Genomic DNA, 18,684 nt, shown 5'->3' with positions numbered 1-18,684 from the left:
TGGGAAGGGTTCGGGAAGGGTTCCTGAGGGGCTCCGAAACGCCTACGTGAGCTGCTTGCCGTAAAGGTCGCTGTACGAGGGGAACTTGCCGCCCGGCGTCTCCACGGACTCCGCGGCCAGGAGCGCCCGGACGATCGCCGCCGTCACCATGTCCGCGCCCGCCGCGAGGACCTCGTTCAGGGCGAGCGGGTTCTGGCCGGCTCCCGGCAGCGGACGCTCGCCGGTCGCGAGGGCGAAGACGGTGTCCCCGTCGTTGAGGAGATGGACGGGGCGCACGGCGCGCGCCATGCCGTCGTGCGACGTACCGGCGAGCTTCTGCGCCTGGGCCTTGGTGAGTTCGGCGTCCGTGGCGACAACGGCGAGGGTGGTGTTCAGCGGGGGAGGGCCGTTCTTGGCGGCGGCTTCGGCGGCGGCGGCAGCGGCGGCTTCGGCGAGGCGGCGCGTGGCCTCGTCGTGGACCGCGGCGTCGGGGTAGGCCACGCGCTGCCCCTCGAAGTACCGCCCGTACAGCGCACCCGTCCCCGGATCGACCCCCGAGCCCGCAGCGTTCGCCACGACCAGGGCGGCCACCGTGATGCCCGAGTCCAGCCTGACGCTCGCGCTGCCGATACCGCCCTTGACCTTGCCGACCACGGCGCCGGTGCCCGCGCCCACGTTCCCCTCCTCGACAGGGGTGAACGGCTCACTGCCCGCGGCGGCCTCCACCGCGGCGCGGCCCGTCGTGGCGTCGGGGCGCGCCGAGAAGTCGCCGCCGCGGCCGAGGTCGAAGACGCAGGCGGCCGGGACCACGGGGACGACGTGGGAGGGATCGGGGCCGACCTGTACGCCGCGGTGCTGCTCCTCGAGCCACGCCATCACGCCGGCCGCGGAGTCCAGGCCGTACGCGCTGCCGCCGGTCAGGACGAGGGCCTCGACGCGCTGCACCAGATTGCGGGGGTCCAGGGCGTCCGTCTCACGGGTGCCGGGACCGCCGCCGCGTACGTCCACGGCCGCGACGGCGCCACCCTCCGGGGCGAGCACGACGGTGGTGCCGGTGAGGTGGCCTTCGTGAGCGGGGGCGGTGCGGGTGGCATGGCCTACGCGCAGACCGGGGACGTCGGTGAGGGAGTTGAGGGGGGTGAGGGAGTTGGGGGAGTCGAGGGGGGTGAGCGAACTGGAGGAAGCCATGCCGACTTGCGTATCACGCGGGGGAGTTACGCGGCTGTCTCCCGCGGGTCATCCGGCCAGTAGGCGTCATGCGTGGCGCGCCATCCGGCTGGTGAGCGTCACGCGTGGCGCGCCATCCGGCTGGTGAGTGTCACGCCGGTCGCGACGGTGACCGTCGCCACGATCCCCGCGACCAGCACGGCCCATCCCCCGGCGAACGTACTCGCCAGGGTCGCCAACGCGCTCACGGGCAGCACGAGTTGCTGGGCGAGGCCCACCTTGTAGTAGCGGGAGTGCAGCAGCCAGACGGTGAGGAGATACAGCGTCATCGGTACGGTCACGGCGGCGGACGCGGCGAGCGTCGAGATGTGCGCCTTGCCGACGGCCTCTTCGACCGCGACCTCGAGCCCGGCGCCGATCGCGGCGGCCGCTCCGAGGATGACGTAGTGCCCGTACCCCCACAGGAAGGCCTGCCGGTTGCTGCTCAGGCGGCCGTGGATGGGCACGACGAAGTAGATCCACCACGCGGCGAAGATCATCAGGAGGCCGCCCGCCGCGATGGGCAGGAGCTCGCCGATTGCGTCGTTCTCCTCGATGCCGGACTTCACCGCGATGGTCGCCGCCGCGATCGTCTCGCCGAGCACGATGATCGTGAACAGGCCGTACCGCTCGGAGATGTGGTGCGGATGCCAGGCCGTGGTGTAGCGCCTCTCCGCGAACACCGGCACGCACATCTCCAGGATCGCCATCGCGAGGAACAGCCAGGGACGCGCGGCCTCGGGCAGGAACAGCAGCCCCGACCAGCCGATCTGACAGATCAGCACTCCGGCCGCGTACCGCAGCGCGGTGATGCGCTCGGCGCCCGTGGCCGACTTGGCGACGCGCAGCCACTGGGTGGTGAGCGCGACCCGCATGATCAGGTAGCCGAGCCAGATGAGCAGGAAGTCGTGCTCCTCGAACCCCTTGGACACACCGGCCGCGAACACGAGCACACCGGCGATCTGTACGAGCGTGACGACCCGGTAGAGCACGTCGTCGTTGTCGTACGCCGACGCGAACCACGAGAAGTTGACCCACGCCCAGAAGAGCGCGAAGAACACCATCGCGTAATTGAGCACCCCCTCGCCGGCATGCCCCTCCGCAACGGCGTGCACGAGCTCGGCCCCGGCCTGCGCGACCGCCACCACGAAGCAGAGGTCGAAGAAGAGCTCCAGCGGGGTCGCGGCCCGATGCGCCTCCTCGCGCCCGCGTGCGCGGAGAGGACGCAGAGTGGCGGGTGCGGGTGCGGGTGCAGGTGCAGGTGGTGGGGTTGGTGTCGGCTCGGGGGCCGGTGCGGACGTCATGATCCCCAGCACAGCAGAAGGCTCCGGCCGAATCGGGCTGCGGCGCCCAGTGGGTCGGCAGTGACACCCGGCCGCCGTAGGGCAGGGGCTCCACGAGGTCCGAAGGCCCCCTGACCTTCGTGTCTTTGGGCTGGTCGGCGGATGCCCTACGACTCTGCTCGCGAAGAGCCGCGGACGGGACCGTGGAAACGTCAGGCCCCGGAGCAAGGTCGGGACCCGTAGCGAACTGGGAACCAACATGACATCCCCTGTCACGCAGGAAGCGCGGACCGCACCAGCGGGCACGGCGTACGACCCCGAGCAGTACCGGCCCGGCAAGACCATCACCGACTGGGAGCCGGAGAACGAGCTCTTCTGGAAGTCCACCGGCAAGAAGGTCGCCGCGCGCAACCTGTGGATCGCCGTCCCCGCGCTCCTGGTCGCGTTCGTCGTCTGGCAGGTGTGGTCGGTCACCGCGACCAACCTCAAGGACGTCGGCTTCGGCTTCTCCACCTCGCAGCTGTTCTGGCTGACGGCCGTCCCCGGCATCACCGGCGGCACGGCGCGCGTCTTCTACACCTTCCTCGGCCCGATGATCGGCCAGCGCCGCTTCACCGCGCTCTCCACGCTCGTCCTGGTCATCCCGCTGATCTGGCTCGGCATCGCGGTCCAGGACCCGAACACCTCGTACGGCGTGATGATCGCCATCGCGGCCCTGTGCGGTGTCGGCGGCGCGAACTTCGCCTCGTCCCTCGCCAACATCGGCTTCTTCTTCCCCAAGCGCGACAAGGGCAACGCCACCGGCATCAACGGCGGCCTCGGCAACCTCGGTGTCTCCGTCGTCCAGCTGGTCACCCCGATCGTCATCACCAGCTCGGTCCTCGCGGTCGGCTCGGCCCAGCACAAGGCCGACGGCACGCCCGTGTGGCTGCAGAACGCCGCGTTCCTGTGGGTGCCCGTCCTGGTGATCCTGGCCGTCATCGCGTGGTTCGGGCAGAACGACCTGAAGGTCGCGTCGACCCCCTTCAGCCGGCAGAAGGTCATCTTCAAGCGCAAGCACAACTGGCTGATGACCTGGCTCTACGTCGGCACGTTCGGTTCCTTCATCGGCTTCGCGGCAGCTCTGCCGATGCTCATCAAGACCACGTTCACGCCGATCGACGCGGCCTACTCCGCTGCCACCTACGCCTGGATGGGCCCGGCCGTGGGCGCGCTCGCCCGCTGGGCCGGCGGCTGGATCGCCGACAAGATCGGCGGCGCCAGGGTCACCATCATCTCGTTCGTCGGCATGGCGCTCTCGATCATCGGCGTCATCAACTTCCTTCCCTCCGGCGGCGGCAACGGCAACTTCTGGGGCTTCCTCGCCTGCTTCCTGTGCGCGTTCTTCTTCTCGGGCATCGGCAACGGCTCGACGTTCCGCCAGATCCCGGTGATCTTCCGCAGTCAGCACCTGAAGGGCCTGACCGATGGCACGCCCGAGTACGCGAAGGCGCTGAAGCAATCCGAGATGGAAGCGGGCGCCGTCACCGGCTTCACCTCCGCCGTCGCGGCCTACGGCTTCTTCTTCATCCCGGCGATGTTCGCCAACTTCGCGGTCACCAGCGCGATGTGGGGCTTCGTGGCCTTCTACGTCAGCTGTATCGCGGTCTGCTGGTGGTTCTACGCCCGCAAGGGCGCGGAATCCCCGAGCTGACGCCCCGAGCGGCGTCGGCGCGGTGGGCCGGGTGTGGGAGCACCCGGCCCTCTCGCATGTCCTCTCACCGGTCCGTCCGCCTGGCCCGGCCCGGTACCACGAGATGTTCCGGAAATTCTTGTGAATGCGTTCACAAGTGAACTTAGGTCCAAAGTCCCGATGGAAACGCCAGGTCAGATGGGGTGCGTACGGCAGTGGGGGCGGCGAGAGGGGACCTCCGGCCCTGAAGTGGGGACCATTGCGGCACCCCTGATCGATCACATCGCAGTGCAATGGACACATAGCGAATAGGCGATTCGGAAGGTGCCGAAGATGACTGCCACTCCCGCGGAAACGACAGTGCACGGCGAGGCATGGGACGGCTTCAAGGGCGGCCTTTGGCGGGACGCCATCGACGTCCGTGACTTCGTCCAGCAGAACTACACCCCCTACGAGGGCGACGACTCCTTCCTGGCCGGCGCGACCGAACGCACCACCCAGGTCTGGCAGAAGCTCCTGTCGATGTTCCCCGCGGAGAACGAGCGCGGCATCCACGACGTCGACGTGAAGACCCCGTCCCGCATCGACGCCTTCAGGCCCGGCTACATCGACGCCGGCCGCGACCTGATCGTCGGCCTCCAGACCGACGCCCCGCTCAAGCGCGCCATCATGCCCAACGGCGGCTGGCGGATGGTCGAGGGCGCACTCAACGCCTACGGCTACGAGGCCGACCCCGAGGTCAAGGAGGTCTACACGCACCTCCGCAAGACCCACAACGAAGGTGTCTTCGACGCCTACACGCCCGAGATCCGCGCCTGCCGTTCCTCCGGCATCATCACCGGCCTGCCCGACGCCTACGGCCGGGGCCGCATCATCGGCGACTACCGCCGCGTCGCGCTTTACGGAGTCGACCGTCTCATCGCCGCGAAGGAGGCCGACAAGGAGCTCCTCGGCCAGGAGTGGGCCACCGAGGACATCATCCGCGCCCGTGAGGAGACCTCCGAGCAGATCAAGGCCCTGGGGGAGCTGAAGGCCATGGCGATGTCGTACGGCTACGACATCTCGGCCCCCGCCGCCACCGGCCGCGAGGCGGTCCAGTGGCTGTACTTCGCCTACCTGGCCGCCGTGAAGGAGCAGAACGGCGCGGCCATGTCGATCGGCCGCATCGACAACTTCCTCGACGTCTACCTTCAGCGCGACATCGAGTCCGGCCGCATCACCGAGGCCGAGGCCCAGGAGTTCATCGACGACTTCGTCATCAAGCTCCGCATCGTCCGCTTCCTGCGCACCCCCGAGTACAACGAGCTCTACTCCGGCGACCCGACCTGGGTCACCTGGTCGATGGCGGGCATCGGCGAGGACGGCCGCCCGCTGGTCTCCCGCACCACGTTCCGCGCCCTGCAGACCCTCTACAACCTGGGCCCGGCCCCCGAGCCGAACCTGACGGTCTTCTGGTCGCGGGAACTGCCCAGGGGCTTCAAGGACTTCGCGGCCAAGGTCGCCATCGACACCTCGGCCATCCAGTTCGAGTCCGACGACCTGATGCGCCCCAAGTACGGCGACGACACCGCGATCGCCTGCTGCGTCTCGGCGATGGCCGTCGGCAAGCAGATGCAGTTCTTCGGAGCCCGCGTCAATGTCGCCAAGGCTCTGCTCTACGCGATCAACGGCGGCCGCGACGAGAAGACCGGCAAGCGTGTCGTCGAGGGCTTCGAGCCCATCGAGGGCGATTACCTGGACTACGACACCGTCGCCGAGCGCTACGACGCGATGCTCGGCTGGCTCGGCAAGACGTACGTCCACGCGCTGAACGTCATCCACTACATGCACGACAAGTATGCCTACGAGCGCGTCGAGATGGCGCTGCACGACCGGGAGATCCTGCGCACGATGGCGTGCGGCATCGCGGGCCTCTCGGTCGCCGCCGACTCGCTCTCCGCCATCAAGCACGCCAAGGTCAAGGTCATCCGTGACGAGACGGGCCTGGCCGTGGACTACGAGATCGAGGGCGACTACCCCGCCTACGGCAACAACGACGAGCGGGCCGACTTCATCGCCCGGCGGATCGTCTCGGACTTCATGGGCAAGATCCGGCAGCACCCGACCTACCGGAACGCGGTGCACACCCAGTCGGTCCTGACGATCACCTCGAACGTCGTCTACGGCAAGAAGACCGGTAACACCCCCGACGGCCGCCGCGCGGGCGAGCCGTTCGCCCCCGGCGCCAACCCGATGAACGGCCGTGACGAACACGGCTACATCGCCTCCGCGCTTTCGGTCGCCAAGCTCGACTACGACGACGCCGAGGACGGCATCTCGCTCACCAACACCATCACGCCCGACGCCCTGGGTCGCACCCCCGGGGAGCGGATCCAGAACCTCTCCGGAGTCCTCGACGGCTTCATGGCCAGCGACGGCTTCCACATGAACGTCAACGTGCTCGACAAGGCGACCCTGCAGGACGCCATGGAGCACCCGGAGAACTACCCGCAGCTGACCATCCGGGTCTCCGGCTACGCGGTCAACTTCATCCGCCTGACCCGCGACCAGCAGCTCGACGTCATCAACCGCACCTTCCACGGCTCCCTCTGAGCCACCTGGAGCCCTGCCATGACTTCTCTGCTCGAAACGGCGACCCCGGCGGCCGCGGTCACCCGGCGCCCCGTCACCGGATCCATCCACTCCTGGGACCTGTCCACCGGCGTCGACGGCCCCGGCACCCGCTTCGTCACGTTCCTCTCGGGCTGCCCCCTGACTTGCCTGTACTGCCACAACCCCGACACCTGGCGGATGCGCGACGGCAAGCGGACCACCGCCGACGACGTGATCGCGGAGGCCGCCAAGTACACCAGGTTCATCTCGGCGGCCGGCGGCGGAGCCACCGTCAGCGGCGGCGAACCCCTCCTGCAGCCCGTCTTCACCGGCGAAGTGCTGCACCGCCTCAAGCACGAACTGGGCCTGCACACCGCCCTGGACACCTCCGGTTTCCTCGGCGTGCGCGCCACCGACGCCCTGCTCCGCGACGTCGACCTCGTGCTCCTCGACATCAAGTCCTGGGACCGCGAGACGTACAAGAAGGTCACAGGACGCCCGCTGCGGCCCACCCTCGACTTCGCCCGCCGCCTCGCCGACCTCGGCAAGGACGTCTGGGTGCGCTTCGTCCTCGTCCCCGGACTGACCGACGACCCGGAGAACATAGAGGGCGTCGCCCGCTTCGTCGCCTCGCTCGGCAACGTCTCGCGCGTCGACGTGCTGCCCTTCCACAAGCTGGGCGAAGCGAAGTGGGACGCCCTCGGCAAGGACTTCACCCTGCGCGGCACCCCCTCGCCCACCCCTGGGCAGGTGGCCGCCGCCAAGGAGATCTTCGCAGCTCAGGGGCTCACGGCCGTCTGACGGCCGCAGCGGCGCCCCACGGACGTACCCTGGAGACATGAGCACCGCCCCTGCCCCCGAACCGCGCGATCCGAAGGAATCGGAGACCCCGAAGGGCTCCGCGGCACCGAAGAGGCCGAAGAGCGCCCTGGTTTTCGACGACCCCCTGTCGCAGCAGTCTTCGGACGACACGGACCGCGGGTGGGGCGAGCGGCCTCCGGTCGGCGGCGACAGCGCCGCCGACCTGGCGCGCTTCCTCGACGAGAAGCCGCCCCACCACCTCTGAGCCCGCGCTACTGCTCGCTGGGCCCCGAACCGCGCTGCTGCGCCACCAGGGCGTCGCGGATCTCCTTGAGAACCTCCAGCTCCGAGATCTCGATGACCTCCTGCGTCCCCTCCTTGGCGGCCTTCCGCGCGGCCTGCCTCGCCAGGTACTTGGACATGGGCAGCACCATCAGGAAGTAGACGACGGCCGCGGTGATCACAAAGCTGAGGGTCGCGCTGAGAACCGTGCCCCACATGATCGGGATGCCGCTGACGACCTCCCCCGCGGCGTTCATCTTGCACGGGGACTGCAGGCACGAGCTGTAGTGATCGAGATCCTTCGTACCGAAGGCACCGACCAGCGGGTTGATCACACCCTTCACCACGGAATTCACGATGTTCGTGAACGCGGCTCCGATGACCACCGCGACCGCCAGGTCGACGACATTGCCGCGCATCAGGAAGGTCTTGAACCCCTCCCAGAGACTCGGTTCGTTCTTCTCGCTCACCACGAGGCCTTTCGTTGCATGTGCAGGTCGTGAAACAAACAGCTTCGAAACCTACGGCAGGGCCTGGCAGCACTGTCCAATTGGGTGACACAGATGAGCGACTTGACAGAATGTCAGTGCAGTTGCACACGCTGTGAATCAGCGCAGTGTGAATCAGCACAGCGTCACCGCCAGACGCATACTCGCACCGGCTCCCGCGAGCCGTGCCGCCGTCGCCCTCGGCACGGACAGCACCACCAACGCGCCTGTCTCGGAGGCGCTTTCGGCCGCGCCCTCCCGAGGTTCGGGCACCTCGGTCACCCTGGCCCCGGCAGCCACCACCCGTGACGCGGAGCCGTCGGCGGCGACGACATCGACCCGGTCGCCCCGGTGCAGCAGTCGCACCGTCTCCGCGTCCGCGATCCGCACGGGCGCAGTCACCCGAGGGACGGCCCGCTCCGGCTGCCGCGAAGGGGAGGCGGCCGTCGGATGCCCCTGTGGCCGCACCCGTTCGGCGTCCTGCGGCCCGGCGGCCACGAGCGCGGCGGCGGTCACCGCGAGCCCCACGGCCGCGGCCCGCCGCCTGTGCCGAAGCAGTCTTCGCAGCCGTTGCCGCCCGCCGCGTACGCGCACGGGTGAGAAGTGCGGCACGGGACACGGTGGAGGGGGAGAAGGGGAGGAGATGTCTGAGGGAACATGCGCCACGACGGTCACCACCTGCGAAGAGTCGAGAGAGCTGCGGATCTTGCTTCCGCTCTCACGATGCAGGCCCGCGCCGAATCCCGCTGAGCCCCGTGCACTACTCGCGGGTTGTGGACAACTCCCTCACCCGAAGGGGAAGTTCCGCCCTCGGACGCCCTCGGATGCGCTCCGATCACCTCACGGCAGCCGAATCCCCGGCTCCATCCCACCCAGCGCCCCCGCACACAGACAGTCCCGCTCACCCTCCGCCGGCAGCCCGGCCACCGCGTCGAACAGCACCGTCCGCAGCCGGTCCACATTCGCCGCGAACACCTGGAGCACCTCCTCGTGCGAGACCCCCTCGCCGCTCTCCGCACCCGCGTCCAGGTCCGTGACCAGCGTCAACGACGTGTAGCAGAGCTCCAGTTCACGGGCGAGCACGGCCTCGGGATGCCCGGTCATGCCCACCACCGACCAGCCCTGCGCCGCGTGCCAGAGCGATTCGGCCCGGGTCGAGAACCGCGGCCCCTCGATCACCACGAGCGTCCCGCCGTCCACCGGCTCCCACTCCCGCCCGCGCGCGGCCTTCAGCGCGGCGCTCCGCCCGGCGGGGCAGTACGGATCGGCCAGCGACACGTGCAAGACGTTCGGGATGCTCCCGTCCGGCAGCGGCACCCCGTCGAAATACGTCTGCGTACGCGTCTTCGTGCGGTCCACGAGCTGGTCGGGCACCAGCAGCGTCCCGGGCCCGAACTCGGACCGCAGCCCGCCCACCGCACACGGGCCGAGCACCTGACGTACGCCCACGGAGCGCAAGGCCCACAGATTGGCGCGGTAGTTGATGCGATGCGGCGGCAGATGGTGTCCACGGCCGTGCCGGGGCAGGAACGCGACCCGCCGCCCGGCGATGTCACCGAGGAAGAGGGAGTCGCTCGGCGCTCCGTAAGGGGTGTCGACCTGGAGCTCGGTCACGTTGTCGAGGAAGGAGTAGAAACCGGAGCCGCCGATGACACCGATCTCGGCGCGTTCCGTGCTCGTCGCGTTCGCCGTATTCGCCATGCCGAGCACAGTAGCCGGGCCCCGGAACGCCGAGAGCCCCGCTGTCGGAGGACAGCGGGGGCCTGGAAGAACTCGGAAGAAAGGCGTGCGTGGGGCGGGTCCGCCCTAGGCGGCCGACGAGCTGGAAGAGCTGGACGAGCCGGACGACTTCGAGTCCGAGGAGCCCGAGGAGGACGACGACGAAGCGCCCGCGGAGGACTTGGAGTCCGACGACTTGGAGTCCGAGGACTTCGACGCGGTAGCCGTCGACGGCGTGCTGCTCGACGACGAGCCGCGGCTGTCGTTGCGGTAGAAGCCGGAGCCCTTGAAGACGATGCCGACGGCAGAGAACACCTTCTTGAGGCGTCCGTCGCAGCCGGGGCACACGGTCAAGGCGTCATCGGTGAACTTCTGCACCGCCTCGAGGCCCTCGCCGCATTCGGTGCACTGGTACTGGTACGTCGGCACTTGCTTCCTCCTGGCACTCTCACTCGATGAGTGCTAACGACGGTCCATAGTGACGTATTCCGCGAGATCAGTCCACCGTGACCGGCTCGCGGTGACCGACGCCACGTGCGACGGTGCGCCCGACGGACCGCGGAACGAGCCGGGAACGCAGGGTCACGAGCACCGCGAGCGCCAGTGCCGTGCCGCCCAGAGGCACCAGGAAGCCGGCGCCGTCCCAGAAGCGGTCCTCCAGCTGTCCGGCCACCGTGACGGCGGCCGCCTGGCCGAGCGCGACGGCGCCGGTGAGCCAGGTGAACGCCTCGGTCCGGCCGGACGGGTCCACCAGGCGGTCGACCAGCGTGTAGCCGGTGATCAGCGCGGGCGCGATGCAGACGCCGACCAGGAGACCGAGCCCGGCGAGCAGCACCACGGAGTGCGCGGCCCACAGCCCGGAGGCCATCAGGGTCAGCGCCGCGTAACCGACGAGGAGCCGCCGCTGCGGGGCGATCTTCCAGGCGATGGCGCCGCAGACGAGACCGGAGAGCATGTTGCCCGCCGCGAACGTGCCGTAGAGGACGCCGTTCAGGCCGGGCTCGCCGATGGACTCGGTGAAGGCGGCAAGGGAGACCTGCATGCCGCCGAAGACGGCGCCGATGCCCAGGAAGGTGACGATCAGAACCCGCACGCCGGGGATCCGCAGCGCTGAAACGTGCTGCACGCGTGCGTGCTCCTCGCGGGAGGCGGGCTTCGGCTGGGTGCTCTTCTGCGCGGCGAACAGCAGGCCGCCCACCAGCGTGAGTCCGGCCTCCGTGAAGAGTCCGGCCGCCGGGTCGATGGTCGTGCACAGCGCGGTCGCGAAGAGCGGGCCCAGAACGAACGTCAGCTCGTCCGTGACCGACTCGAAGGCGGCCGCCGTGCCCGCCAGCGGGGAGTCCTGGAGCTTGACGCCCCAGCGAGCCCGCACCATGGGGCTGATCTGCGGCTGCGAGGCGCCGGTGGGCACCGCCGCCACGAAGAGCGCCCACAAGGGGGCGTCCGAGAGCGCGAGCACCGTCAGGGAGAGCACCGACACCGTGTGGATGAGCACGCCGGGCACCAGTACGGCCCGCTGGCCGAACCGGTCGGCGAGCTTGCCGCCGAAGGGGGCGAACACCGCCATGGAGACACCGGTGACGGCCGATACGGCACCGGCGACGCCGTACGAGCCGGTGGTGTGCTGCACAAGGAGCACGATGGAGATGGTCAGCATCGCGAAGGGCTGTCGTGCCGCGAAGCCGGGCAGGAGAAACGTCCAGGCGCCGCGGGTGCGCAGCAGCTGTCCGTATCCGGGGCGGGAGGTGACCGTGGATGCCACGGCCCGTGCCTTTCTGCCGCCTGGTAGCGCGGCCCCCTTTTTCAGGGCGGCGGCGCCGAGAGCTGTCCTCTTGCGCGGGACTGCGGTAGATGCCGGTTGCCCACTGCGAGGACATGCGGCCGCCATACGGTCGGCGCCAGCTCTGCTTCAGACAGAGTTGGTTCAATCAGTTGGTACAGAAGAAGTATGCCTTCATCGTACAGGGAATGGGGCCGTTGGGCCTGAGAATACGGAGATTGAGGCGCCTATCACCTGTGATTGCCCCGCTACTCCGGCTCCTGACCGGCGGTTCCCAGCCATCCAGCCAGCTTTCCGCCCTGTCCGACCGCCCGCAGCCGCTTCTCCGCCGCGTCCCTTACGGGGTCGGTCGCGACCACCAGGAGCTCGTCCCCGCGCTGCAGCACGGTCGTGGGCTGTGGCACGAATGATTCGCCGTTGCGAACGACGAGCGTGACCGCCGCCCCCGCGGGCATCCGCAGCTCGCCCACCTCGACGCCGTGCATCCGCGATCCCTTCGGGATCGCCACCGAGAGCAGGTGCCCGCGAAGGCGCTCCAGGGGTGCTGATTCGATGCCCAGGTCGGCGGCGCCCGAAGAGTCGCCCAGGCGCAGCTTCCTGGCCAGCCACGGCAGCGTAGGACCCTGGATGAGGGTGTAGACGACGACCAGGACGAAGACGATGTTGAAGATCCGCTCGCTGTCGTCGACGCCGTTCACCATCGGGATCGTGGCCAGGATGATGGGCACGGCTCCGCGCAGGCCCGCCCAGGACATCAGGGCCTTCTCCTGCCAGGGCAGGCGGAACGGCAGCAGGCTGAGGACGACCCCCAGGGGTCTGGCCACCACGGTCAGGATCAGGCCGATGATGATCGCGGGCCACATGTCGTCGAGCAGGTCGTGCGGGGTGACCAGGAGGCCGAGCAGGACGAACATGCCGATCTGCGCGATCCAGCCGAGCCCTTCGGCGAAGCCGCGGGTGGCGGGCCAGTGCGGCAGCCTCGCGTTGCCGAGGACCATCGAGGCGAGGTAGACGGCGAGGAATCCACTGCCGTGCGCCATGGCTCCGGCCGCGTAGGCGGCGACCGCGATGGCCATGACGGCGATGGGGTAGAGGCCGGACGCGGGCAGCGCCACGTGCCGCAGGCCGAAGGCTCCGAGCCAGCCCACCGCGATGCCGATCGCGGCGCCGATCGCCAGCTCCAGGGCGATCTCGCCGATGAGGACGTACCAGTGCTCCACGGGGCCCGCGGTGGAGAAGGCCACGACCAGGATCACCACAGGGGCGTCGTTGAACCCCGACTCCGCTTCCAGGATGCCCGTCACCCGGGAGGGCAGCGGCACCTTGCGCAGCACGGAGAAGACCGCCGCCGCGTCCGTGGAGGAGACCACCGCGCCGATGATGAGCGCCTGCCGCCATTCAAGGCCCACCAGGTAGTGGGCACCGGCGGCCGTCACGCCGACGCTCACCGCGATGCCGGCGAGCGACAGGACGGCGGCCGCGGGCAGGGCGGGTTTGATCTCTTTCCACTTCGTGCCGAGGCCGCCCTCGGCCAGGATCACGACGAGTGCCGCGTAGCCGATGACCTGCGTCAATTCGGCATTGTTGAAGGTGACGTTGCCAATGCCGTCCTGGCCGATGGCAATGCCGATGCCGAGGTAGAGAAGCAGGCTGGGGAGCCCACTGCGCGACGAGATGCGGACCGCCGCGACCGCGACGAGCAGGACGAGCGAGCAGATGAGCAGAAGCTGGTTGAGGTCGTGGACAGTCAGGGGCCGTTCCTTCCTCCGCGCGAGCCAAGTACTTCGTTACCTTACCTAATTGTTAACGCTTCCTTGACGCCTTCGAACACCCATGCGATGTGTCGCGATGTAGGTTCCTGACTCCGCGTCCGGGGCCGCGGTGCCCTGCGCCTATGGTTGCTCCAGCGCTCCCACCACCGCCCAGCCAGCCCTGCCGCTCGCGTAAGGACAGCAAGGACAGCGATGCCGTCGAATACCACCGCCTCTTCCGGTCATAAGTCCGGCAAGAAGAAGGGGCGCCGAGCCCGCCTCATCGTGATCGTCCTGGTCCTGGCCATCGTGGCGGGCGTCGGTTACGGCGCGTACTGGAGCGTCAGTACGGTGCGTGCCTCCTTCCCGCAGACCAAGGGGACGATCAAGCTCGACGGCCTCTCCGGCCCCGTCGACGTGAAGCGCGACGGCAACGGCATCCCGCAGATCTACGCCGAGTCCGACGCCGATCTGTTCATGGCCCAGGGCTTCGTCCAGGCGCAGGACCGCTTCTGGGAGATGGACGTACGCCGCCATACGACCTCCGGTCGCCTCTCCGAGATGTTCGGCAAGGGTCAAGTAAAGACCGATGAGTTCCTGCGGACGCTCGGTTGGCACCGTGTGGCGCAGAAGGAATACGACACCAAGCTCTCGCCGGAGACGAAGAAGTACCTCCAGGCGTACTCCAAGGGAGTCAACGCCTACCTGAAGGACAAGAGCGGCAAGGACATCTCCCTGGAGTACGCCGCCCTTGGCTTCACCAACGACTACGAGCCCCAGGAGTGGACCCCCGTCGACTCGGTGGCGTGGCTCAAGGCCATGGCCTGGGACCTGCGCGGCAACATGCAGGACGAGATCGACCGCTCCTTGATGACCAGTCGCCTCGGCCCGTCCCAGATCAAGGACCTGTACCCGGAGTACCCGTACAACCGGAACAAGCCCATCGTCCAGGAAGGCGCCTACAACAGCGCCACCAAGGAGTACGAGGGCAAGGGCAGCAGCGCGGGCAGCCAGTCGCAGTCACAGACCGGCGGCGCCGCGGGCACGGGCCTTGCGGGCGACACCCAGGCCCCCGACGGGCTGCAGTCCCAGCTGTCGGGCCTCTCCGACATCCTGGACAGCGTCCCGGACGCGGGCCTCGGCCCGAACGGCAACGGCATCGGCTCCAATTCATGGGTGGTCTCCGGCGACCACACGATCACCGGGAAGCCACTGCTCGCCAATGACCCGCACCTGTCACCGCAGCTGCCCTCCACCTGGTACCAGATGGGCCTGCACTGCCGGACGGTCTCCAAGGACTGCCAGTACGACGTCTCCGGCTACACCTTCGCCGGGATGCCCGGTGTGGTCATCGGCCACAACAAGAACATCGCCTGGGGCATGACGAACCTCGGCGCCGACGTCACCGACCTCTACCTCGAGAAGTTCGAGGGCGACGGCTACGCGTACGACAACAAGGTGCTGCCCTTCAAGTCGCGCGTCGAGACCATCAAGGTCGCGGGCGGCAAGTCCAAGAAGATCACCGTCAGAGAGACCGGCAACGGCCCCCTGCTGTCCGACCGCAACGACGAGCTGGTGAAGGTCGGCAAGAAGGCCACGGTCGACAGCGCCGCCCCCGACCGGGGCGACGGCTACGGAGTCTCGCTGCGCTGGACCGCGCTCAAGCCCGGCAGGTCGATGGACGCCGTCTTCGAGCTCAACAAGGCGAAGGACTTCTCGGAATTCCGCAAGGCGGCCGCTTCTTTTGAAGTGCCCTCGCAGAATCTGATCTACGCGGACACCAAGGGCCACATCGGCTACCAGGCACCGGGCAAGATCCCGGTGCGCGGGAAGGGCGACGGCGCGCTTCCGGCGCCCGGCTGGGACTCCGACTACCGGTGGACCGGCTACATCCCGCAGTCCGCGCTGCCCTATGAGTACGACCCGAAGCGCGGCTACATCGTGACCGCCAACCAGGCCGTCATCGACGAGGACAAGTACCCGTACAAGCTCACGTCGGACTGGGGCTACGGGGCGCGCAGCCAGCGGATCACCGACCTGATCCAGTCGAAGATCAAGGACGGTGGAAAGGTCTCCACCGAGGACATGCGCCTGATGCAGATGGACAACAGCAGCGAGATCGCCAAGCTGCTCGTGCCCAAGCTGCTCAAGATCGACGTCAAGGACAGCTACGTCCGTGAGGCGCAGAAGCTTCTCGAGGGCTGGGACTACACCCAGGACCCCGACTCGGCGGCAGCTGCGTACTTCAACTCGGTCTGGCGCAACATCCTCAAGCTCTCCATCGGCAACAAGCTGCCCAAGGAGCTGCGGGCCAAGGGCCAGTGCCTGAGCGTCGAGCCGGCCGGGAACACCGGTCCCGCCGACGAGGCCGAGCCGGTGCGCGAGTGTGGCCAGCGGGACGCGGAAACCGCGCAGCCCGACGGCGGCGACCGCTACTACGAAGTGATCCGGTCGATCCTCGACGACGAGGACAACGACTGGTGGAAGTCGCCGAAGACCCGCACGGACGCCGAGACCAAGACCCGCGACCAGCTGTTCGGTCGGGCCATGGAGGACGCGCGCTGGGACCTGACCGCCAAGCTCGGCAAGGACGTCGACACCTGGAGCTGGGGCCGCCTGCACCGGCTGACCCTGAAGAACCAGACTCTGGGCGTCGAAGGCCCCGGCTGGCTCCAGTTCATGCTCAACCGTGGCCCGTTCAAGCTGGGCGGCGGCGAGGCGGCGGTCAACGCCACCGGCTGGAACGCGGCGGGCGGCTACGGAGTGCAGTGGGTCCCGTCGATGCGGATGGTGGTGAACCTCGACGACTTCAACAAGTCCAAGTGGATCAACCTCACCGGTGCGTCGGGGCACGCCTACAGCGCGCACTACACCGACCAGACCAGCAAGTGGGTCAAGGGCGAGCTGCTGCCGTGGTCCTTCTCGGAGCCGGCCGTCAAGAAGAGCACGAACGACACGCTGGTGCTGCGGCCCTGAGCCGCACCTGACCGGTGCACCTGACCGGTAAGGAACAGTGAAAGGGCCCTCCACGCGCGCGTGGAGGGCCCTTTCGCGTACGGAGGGGGTCAGTGGAAGCGGCGTACTCCCGACGGCGTGACCACGGCGTGCACCGGCTTGTCGTGTGCTTCCCGGGGGACGGTCGCGACGACCTCCGTGTCGTACAGGAGCACCACCAGGGCGGGATCGGCCCCGGCCCCCGCGAGCCGGGCGAGCACCCTGTCGTACGACCCGCCGCCGCGCCCGAGCCGCATCCCGCGCTCGTCCACGGCCAGGCCGGGCAGCAGCACGGCGTCCGCCGACACGACGGCATCGGGCCCGAGCCGCGCACCCGAGGGCTCCAAGAGCTCGATCTTTCCCGGGTGTTGCACGCGGGCGAGTGAGCCCTCGCCCTCGTAGGCCGCCCAGTCCAGGTCGTTGTCCGCGAGGAGCACCGGCAGCAGGACCCGCGTCCCGCGCGCGTGGAGTGCGTCGAGGAGCGCGCGCGTCCCCGGTTCGCTCCCCACGGAGACGTACGCCGCGACCGTCCGCGCCCCGGCGAGCTCCGGAAGCTCCAATGCGCGTTCGGCGAGAACCGCGGCGGCCTTCTGCGCGTCATCCCTAGTCAACCGGCTTCTCACCGCGAGGAATTCTCCGCGCAATGTGCGCTTGGTTGGCTGACCGGGCGGCTGGTTCGGGCCGGTTTCTTCCATGGTGCGCTCACAAACCCTTCCAGGTGCGCTCATATGAGAACAAAATGTCCGGAGCCACAGATTCCGCACATACTCACCGGTTATGGTTACGGACATGACTCAGTCTCACCCCCCCAGGATCAGCAAGGCTGTCATTCCCGCAGCAGGTCTGGGCACCCGGTTCCTGCCGGCCACCAAGGCCACTCCGAAGGAGATGCTGCCGGTCGTCGACAAGCCGGCGATCCAGTACGTGGTCGAGGAGGCCGCCTCCGCAGGCCTCGACGACGTCCTCATGATCACGGGCCGCAACAAGCGCCCTCTGGAGGACCACTTCGACCGCAACTACGAGCTGGAGTCGGCCCTTCTGAAGAAGGGCGACGAGGCGAGACTGGCGAAGGTCCAGGAGTCCAGCGACCTCGCGACCATGCACTACGTACGCCAGGGCGACCCCAAGGGACTCGGTCACGCAGTCCTGTGCGCCGCCCCGCACGTCGGCAACGAACCGTTCGCCGTCCTCCTCGGCGACGACCTGATCGACCCGCGTGACCCTCTCCTCGCCCGCATGGTCGAGGTCCAGGAGCGGCACGGCGGCAGCGTCATCGCCCTCATGGAGGTGGCCCCGGAGCAGATCCACCTCTACGGCTGCGCGGCGGTCGACACCACGGACGAGGGCGACGTCGTCAAGGTGACGGGCCTGGTCGAGAAGCCCGACGCGGCGGACGCCCCCAGCAACTACGCCATCATCGGCCGCTATGTCCTCGACCCTCATGTCTTCGACATACTGCGCAAGACCGAGCCCGGCCGCGGCGGCGAGATCCAGCTCACCGACGCCCTCCAGCAGCTCGCCGTCGACGAGAAGGTCGGCGGCCCCGTGCACGGCGTGGTCTTCAAGGGCCGCCGCTATGACACCGGCGACCGCGGCGACTATCTGCGTGCCATTGTCAGACTCGCGTGCGAACGTGAAGACCTGGGCCCGGACTTCCAGGCCTGGCTTCGCAGTTACGTGTCCGAGGAGATGTAGCACTTGAGCAGCAGCGCGACGACCGAAGTCACCGGCCAGGAACACGTCTGGTCGGTGAGCGAGCACCTGGACGACATCCTCGGATCCGTCCGCCCCCTGGAGCCCATCGAGCTCCAACTCCTCGACGCCCAGGGCTGCGTCCTCGTCGAGGACGTCACGGTGCCCGTCTCGCTGCCGCCCTTCGACAACAGCTCCATGGACGGTTACGCGGTCCGGGTCGCCGACATCGCGGGCGCGAGCGAGGAGTTCCCCGCCGTCCTGACGGTCATCGGTGACGTGGCCGCGGGCCAGGGCGAGCAGCCGGACGTCGGCGCGGGCCAGGCCGCCCGCATCATGACCGGCGCCCCGCTGCCGCCCGGCGCCGAGGCCGTCGTCCCCGTGGAGTGGACCGACGGAGGCCTCGGCGAAGGCCCCGTCTCCGGGATGCGCGCGCACAGCGCCG

At 68.7% G+C, this 18,684-nt stretch carries 15 protein-coding genes and 1 pseudogene; 7 read left to right on the top strand and 9 right to left on the bottom strand.

The window, feature by feature from the left end:
* Window positions 1-42: 42 nt before the first annotated feature.
* Window positions 43-1,167 (bottom strand): P1 family peptidase, encoded by a 1,125-nt coding sequence (locus ABD378_RS16075; protein ID WP_344521586.1) that lies wholly within the window; start codon window positions 1,165-1,167, stop codon window positions 43-45.
* A 98-nt stretch (window positions 1,168-1,265) separates the two neighbouring features.
* A complete protein-coding gene (locus ABD378_RS16070; RefSeq protein WP_344521585.1) occupies window positions 1,266-2,489 on the bottom strand; it encodes a low temperature requirement protein A in 1,224 nt (407 codons plus the stop codon).
* A gap of 238 nt (window positions 2,490-2,727) precedes the next feature.
* Here ABD378_RS16070 and ABD378_RS16065 point away from each other — a divergent pair, with 238 nt between their 5' ends.
* From ABD378_RS16065 to ABD378_RS16050, 4 genes are all read left to right on the top strand, one after another.
* Window positions 2,728-4,161 carry a NarK family nitrate/nitrite MFS transporter gene (locus tag ABD378_RS16065; protein ID WP_344521584.1) on the top strand — a complete coding sequence of 478 codons (1,434 nt, stop codon included), beginning with the start codon at window positions 2,728-2,730 and terminating at the stop codon, window positions 4,159-4,161.
* Window positions 4,162-4,473: 312 nt separating this feature from the next.
* The gene (gene pflB, locus ABD378_RS16060) at window positions 4,474-6,732 is read left to right on the top strand and encodes a formate C-acetyltransferase (RefSeq protein WP_344521583.1); all 2,259 of its coding nucleotides are present in this window, start codon (window positions 4,474-4,476) and stop codon (window positions 6,730-6,732) included.
* 18 nt (window positions 6,733-6,750) lie between these two features.
* Window positions 6,751-7,533 (top strand): pyruvate formate-lyase-activating protein, encoded by a 783-nt coding sequence (pflA, locus tag ABD378_RS16055; protein WP_344521582.1) that lies wholly within the window; start codon window positions 6,751-6,753, stop codon window positions 7,531-7,533.
* A gap of 37 nt (window positions 7,534-7,570) precedes the next feature.
* Entirely contained in the window at window positions 7,571-7,798 is a 228-nt protein-coding gene (locus ABD378_RS16050) for a hypothetical protein (RefSeq protein WP_344521581.1), read from the top strand.
* Window positions 7,799-7,805: 7 nt separating this feature from the next.
* Here the strand turns inward: ABD378_RS16050 and mscL are convergent, their stop codons facing one another.
* The 6 genes from mscL to ABD378_RS16020 form a co-directional block, all read right to left on the bottom strand.
* The gene (gene mscL / locus ABD378_RS16045) at window positions 7,806-8,288 is read right to left on the bottom strand and encodes a large conductance mechanosensitive channel protein MscL (protein WP_344521580.1); all 483 of its coding nucleotides are present in this window, start codon (window positions 8,286-8,288) and stop codon (window positions 7,806-7,808) included.
* A 150-nt stretch (window positions 8,289-8,438) separates the two neighbouring features.
* Window positions 8,439-8,981 (bottom strand): hypothetical protein, encoded by a 543-nt coding sequence (locus ABD378_RS16040; protein ID WP_344521579.1) that lies wholly within the window; start codon window positions 8,979-8,981, stop codon window positions 8,439-8,441.
* Between the two features lie 162 nt (window positions 8,982-9,143).
* The gene (locus ABD378_RS16035; protein WP_344521578.1) at window positions 9,144-10,004 is read right to left on the bottom strand and encodes an S-methyl-5'-thioadenosine phosphorylase; all 861 of its coding nucleotides are present in this window, start codon (window positions 10,002-10,004) and stop codon (window positions 9,144-9,146) included.
* Window positions 10,005-10,109: 105 nt separating this feature from the next.
* A complete protein-coding gene (locus ABD378_RS16030; protein ID WP_344521577.1) occupies window positions 10,110-10,451 on the bottom strand; it encodes an FmdB family zinc ribbon protein in 342 nt (113 codons plus the stop codon).
* Between the two features lie 67 nt (window positions 10,452-10,518).
* Window positions 10,519-11,784, bottom strand: a complete 1,266-nt coding sequence (locus ABD378_RS16025; protein WP_344521576.1) for an MFS transporter — start codon at window positions 11,782-11,784, stop codon at window positions 10,519-10,521.
* A 266-nt stretch (window positions 11,785-12,050) separates the two neighbouring features.
* On the bottom strand, window positions 12,051-13,553 hold the full coding sequence (locus ABD378_RS16020; RefSeq protein WP_344521654.1) for a potassium/proton antiporter: 1,503 nt from the start codon (window positions 13,551-13,553) through the stop codon (window positions 12,051-12,053).
* Window positions 13,554-13,766: 213 nt separating this feature from the next.
* On the opposite strand from ABD378_RS16020, the gene ABD378_RS16015 reads away from it, so the two are divergent.
* Window positions 13,767-16,529, top strand: coding sequence for a penicillin acylase family protein (locus ABD378_RS16015; protein ID WP_344521575.1), 2,763 nt, complete (start codon window positions 13,767-13,769; stop codon window positions 16,527-16,529).
* 89 nt (window positions 16,530-16,618) lie between these two features.
* Here the strand turns inward: ABD378_RS16015 and ABD378_RS16010 are convergent, their stop codons facing one another.
* The gene (locus ABD378_RS16010; RefSeq protein ID WP_344521574.1) at window positions 16,619-17,242 is read right to left on the bottom strand and encodes a 5-formyltetrahydrofolate cyclo-ligase; all 624 of its coding nucleotides are present in this window, start codon (window positions 17,240-17,242) and stop codon (window positions 16,619-16,621) included.
* Between the two features lie 94 nt (window positions 17,243-17,336).
* Here ABD378_RS16010 and galU point away from each other — a divergent pair, with 94 nt between their 5' ends.
* Together galU and ABD378_RS16000 are read left to right on the top strand one after the other, a co-directional pair.
* Window positions 17,337-18,242 (top strand): UTP--glucose-1-phosphate uridylyltransferase GalU, encoded by a 906-nt coding sequence (gene galU, locus ABD378_RS16005; RefSeq protein WP_344521573.1) that lies wholly within the window; start codon window positions 17,337-17,339, stop codon window positions 18,240-18,242.
* Between the two features lie 3 nt (window positions 18,243-18,245).
* Window positions 18,246-18,684: pseudogene (locus ABD378_RS16000) on the top strand (gephyrin-like molybdotransferase Glp); the annotation flags it as partial.

This window comes from Streptomyces rectiviolaceus (assembly GCF_039533825.1).
Lineage (GTDB): Bacteria > Actinomycetota > Actinomycetes > Streptomycetales > Streptomycetaceae > Streptomyces > Streptomyces rectiviolaceus.
This window is presented reverse-complemented; position numbering and strand designations above follow the sequence as displayed.

Coding starts and splice junctions, on each gene's coding strand:
- pflB (WP_344521583.1), top strand. CDS start 4,474: ATGACTGCCACTCCCGCGGAAACGACAGTGCACGGCGAGGCATGGGAC.
- ABD378_RS16010 (WP_344521574.1), bottom strand. CDS start 17,242: ATGGAAGAAACCGGCCCGAACCAGCCGCCCGGTCAGCCAACCAAGCGC.
- pflA (WP_344521582.1), top strand. CDS start 6,751: ATGACTTCTCTGCTCGAAACGGCGACCCCGGCGGCCGCGGTCACCCGG.
- ABD378_RS16035 (WP_344521578.1), bottom strand. CDS start 10,004: ATGGCGAATACGGCGAACGCGACGAGCACGGAACGCGCCGAGATCGGT.
- ABD378_RS16050 (WP_344521581.1), top strand. CDS start 7,571: ATGAGCACCGCCCCTGCCCCCGAACCGCGCGATCCGAAGGAATCGGAG.
- galU (WP_344521573.1), top strand. CDS start 17,337: ATGACTCAGTCTCACCCCCCCAGGATCAGCAAGGCTGTCATTCCCGCA.
- ABD378_RS16065 (WP_344521584.1), top strand. CDS start 2,728: ATGACATCCCCTGTCACGCAGGAAGCGCGGACCGCACCAGCGGGCACG.
- ABD378_RS16015 (WP_344521575.1), top strand. CDS start 13,767: ATGCCGTCGAATACCACCGCCTCTTCCGGTCATAAGTCCGGCAAGAAG.
- ABD378_RS16075 (WP_344521586.1), bottom strand. CDS start 1,167: ATGGCTTCCTCCAGTTCGCTCACCCCCCTCGACTCCCCCAACTCCCTC.
- ABD378_RS16070 (WP_344521585.1), bottom strand. CDS start 2,489: ATGACGTCCGCACCGGCCCCCGAGCCGACACCAACCCCACCACCTGCA.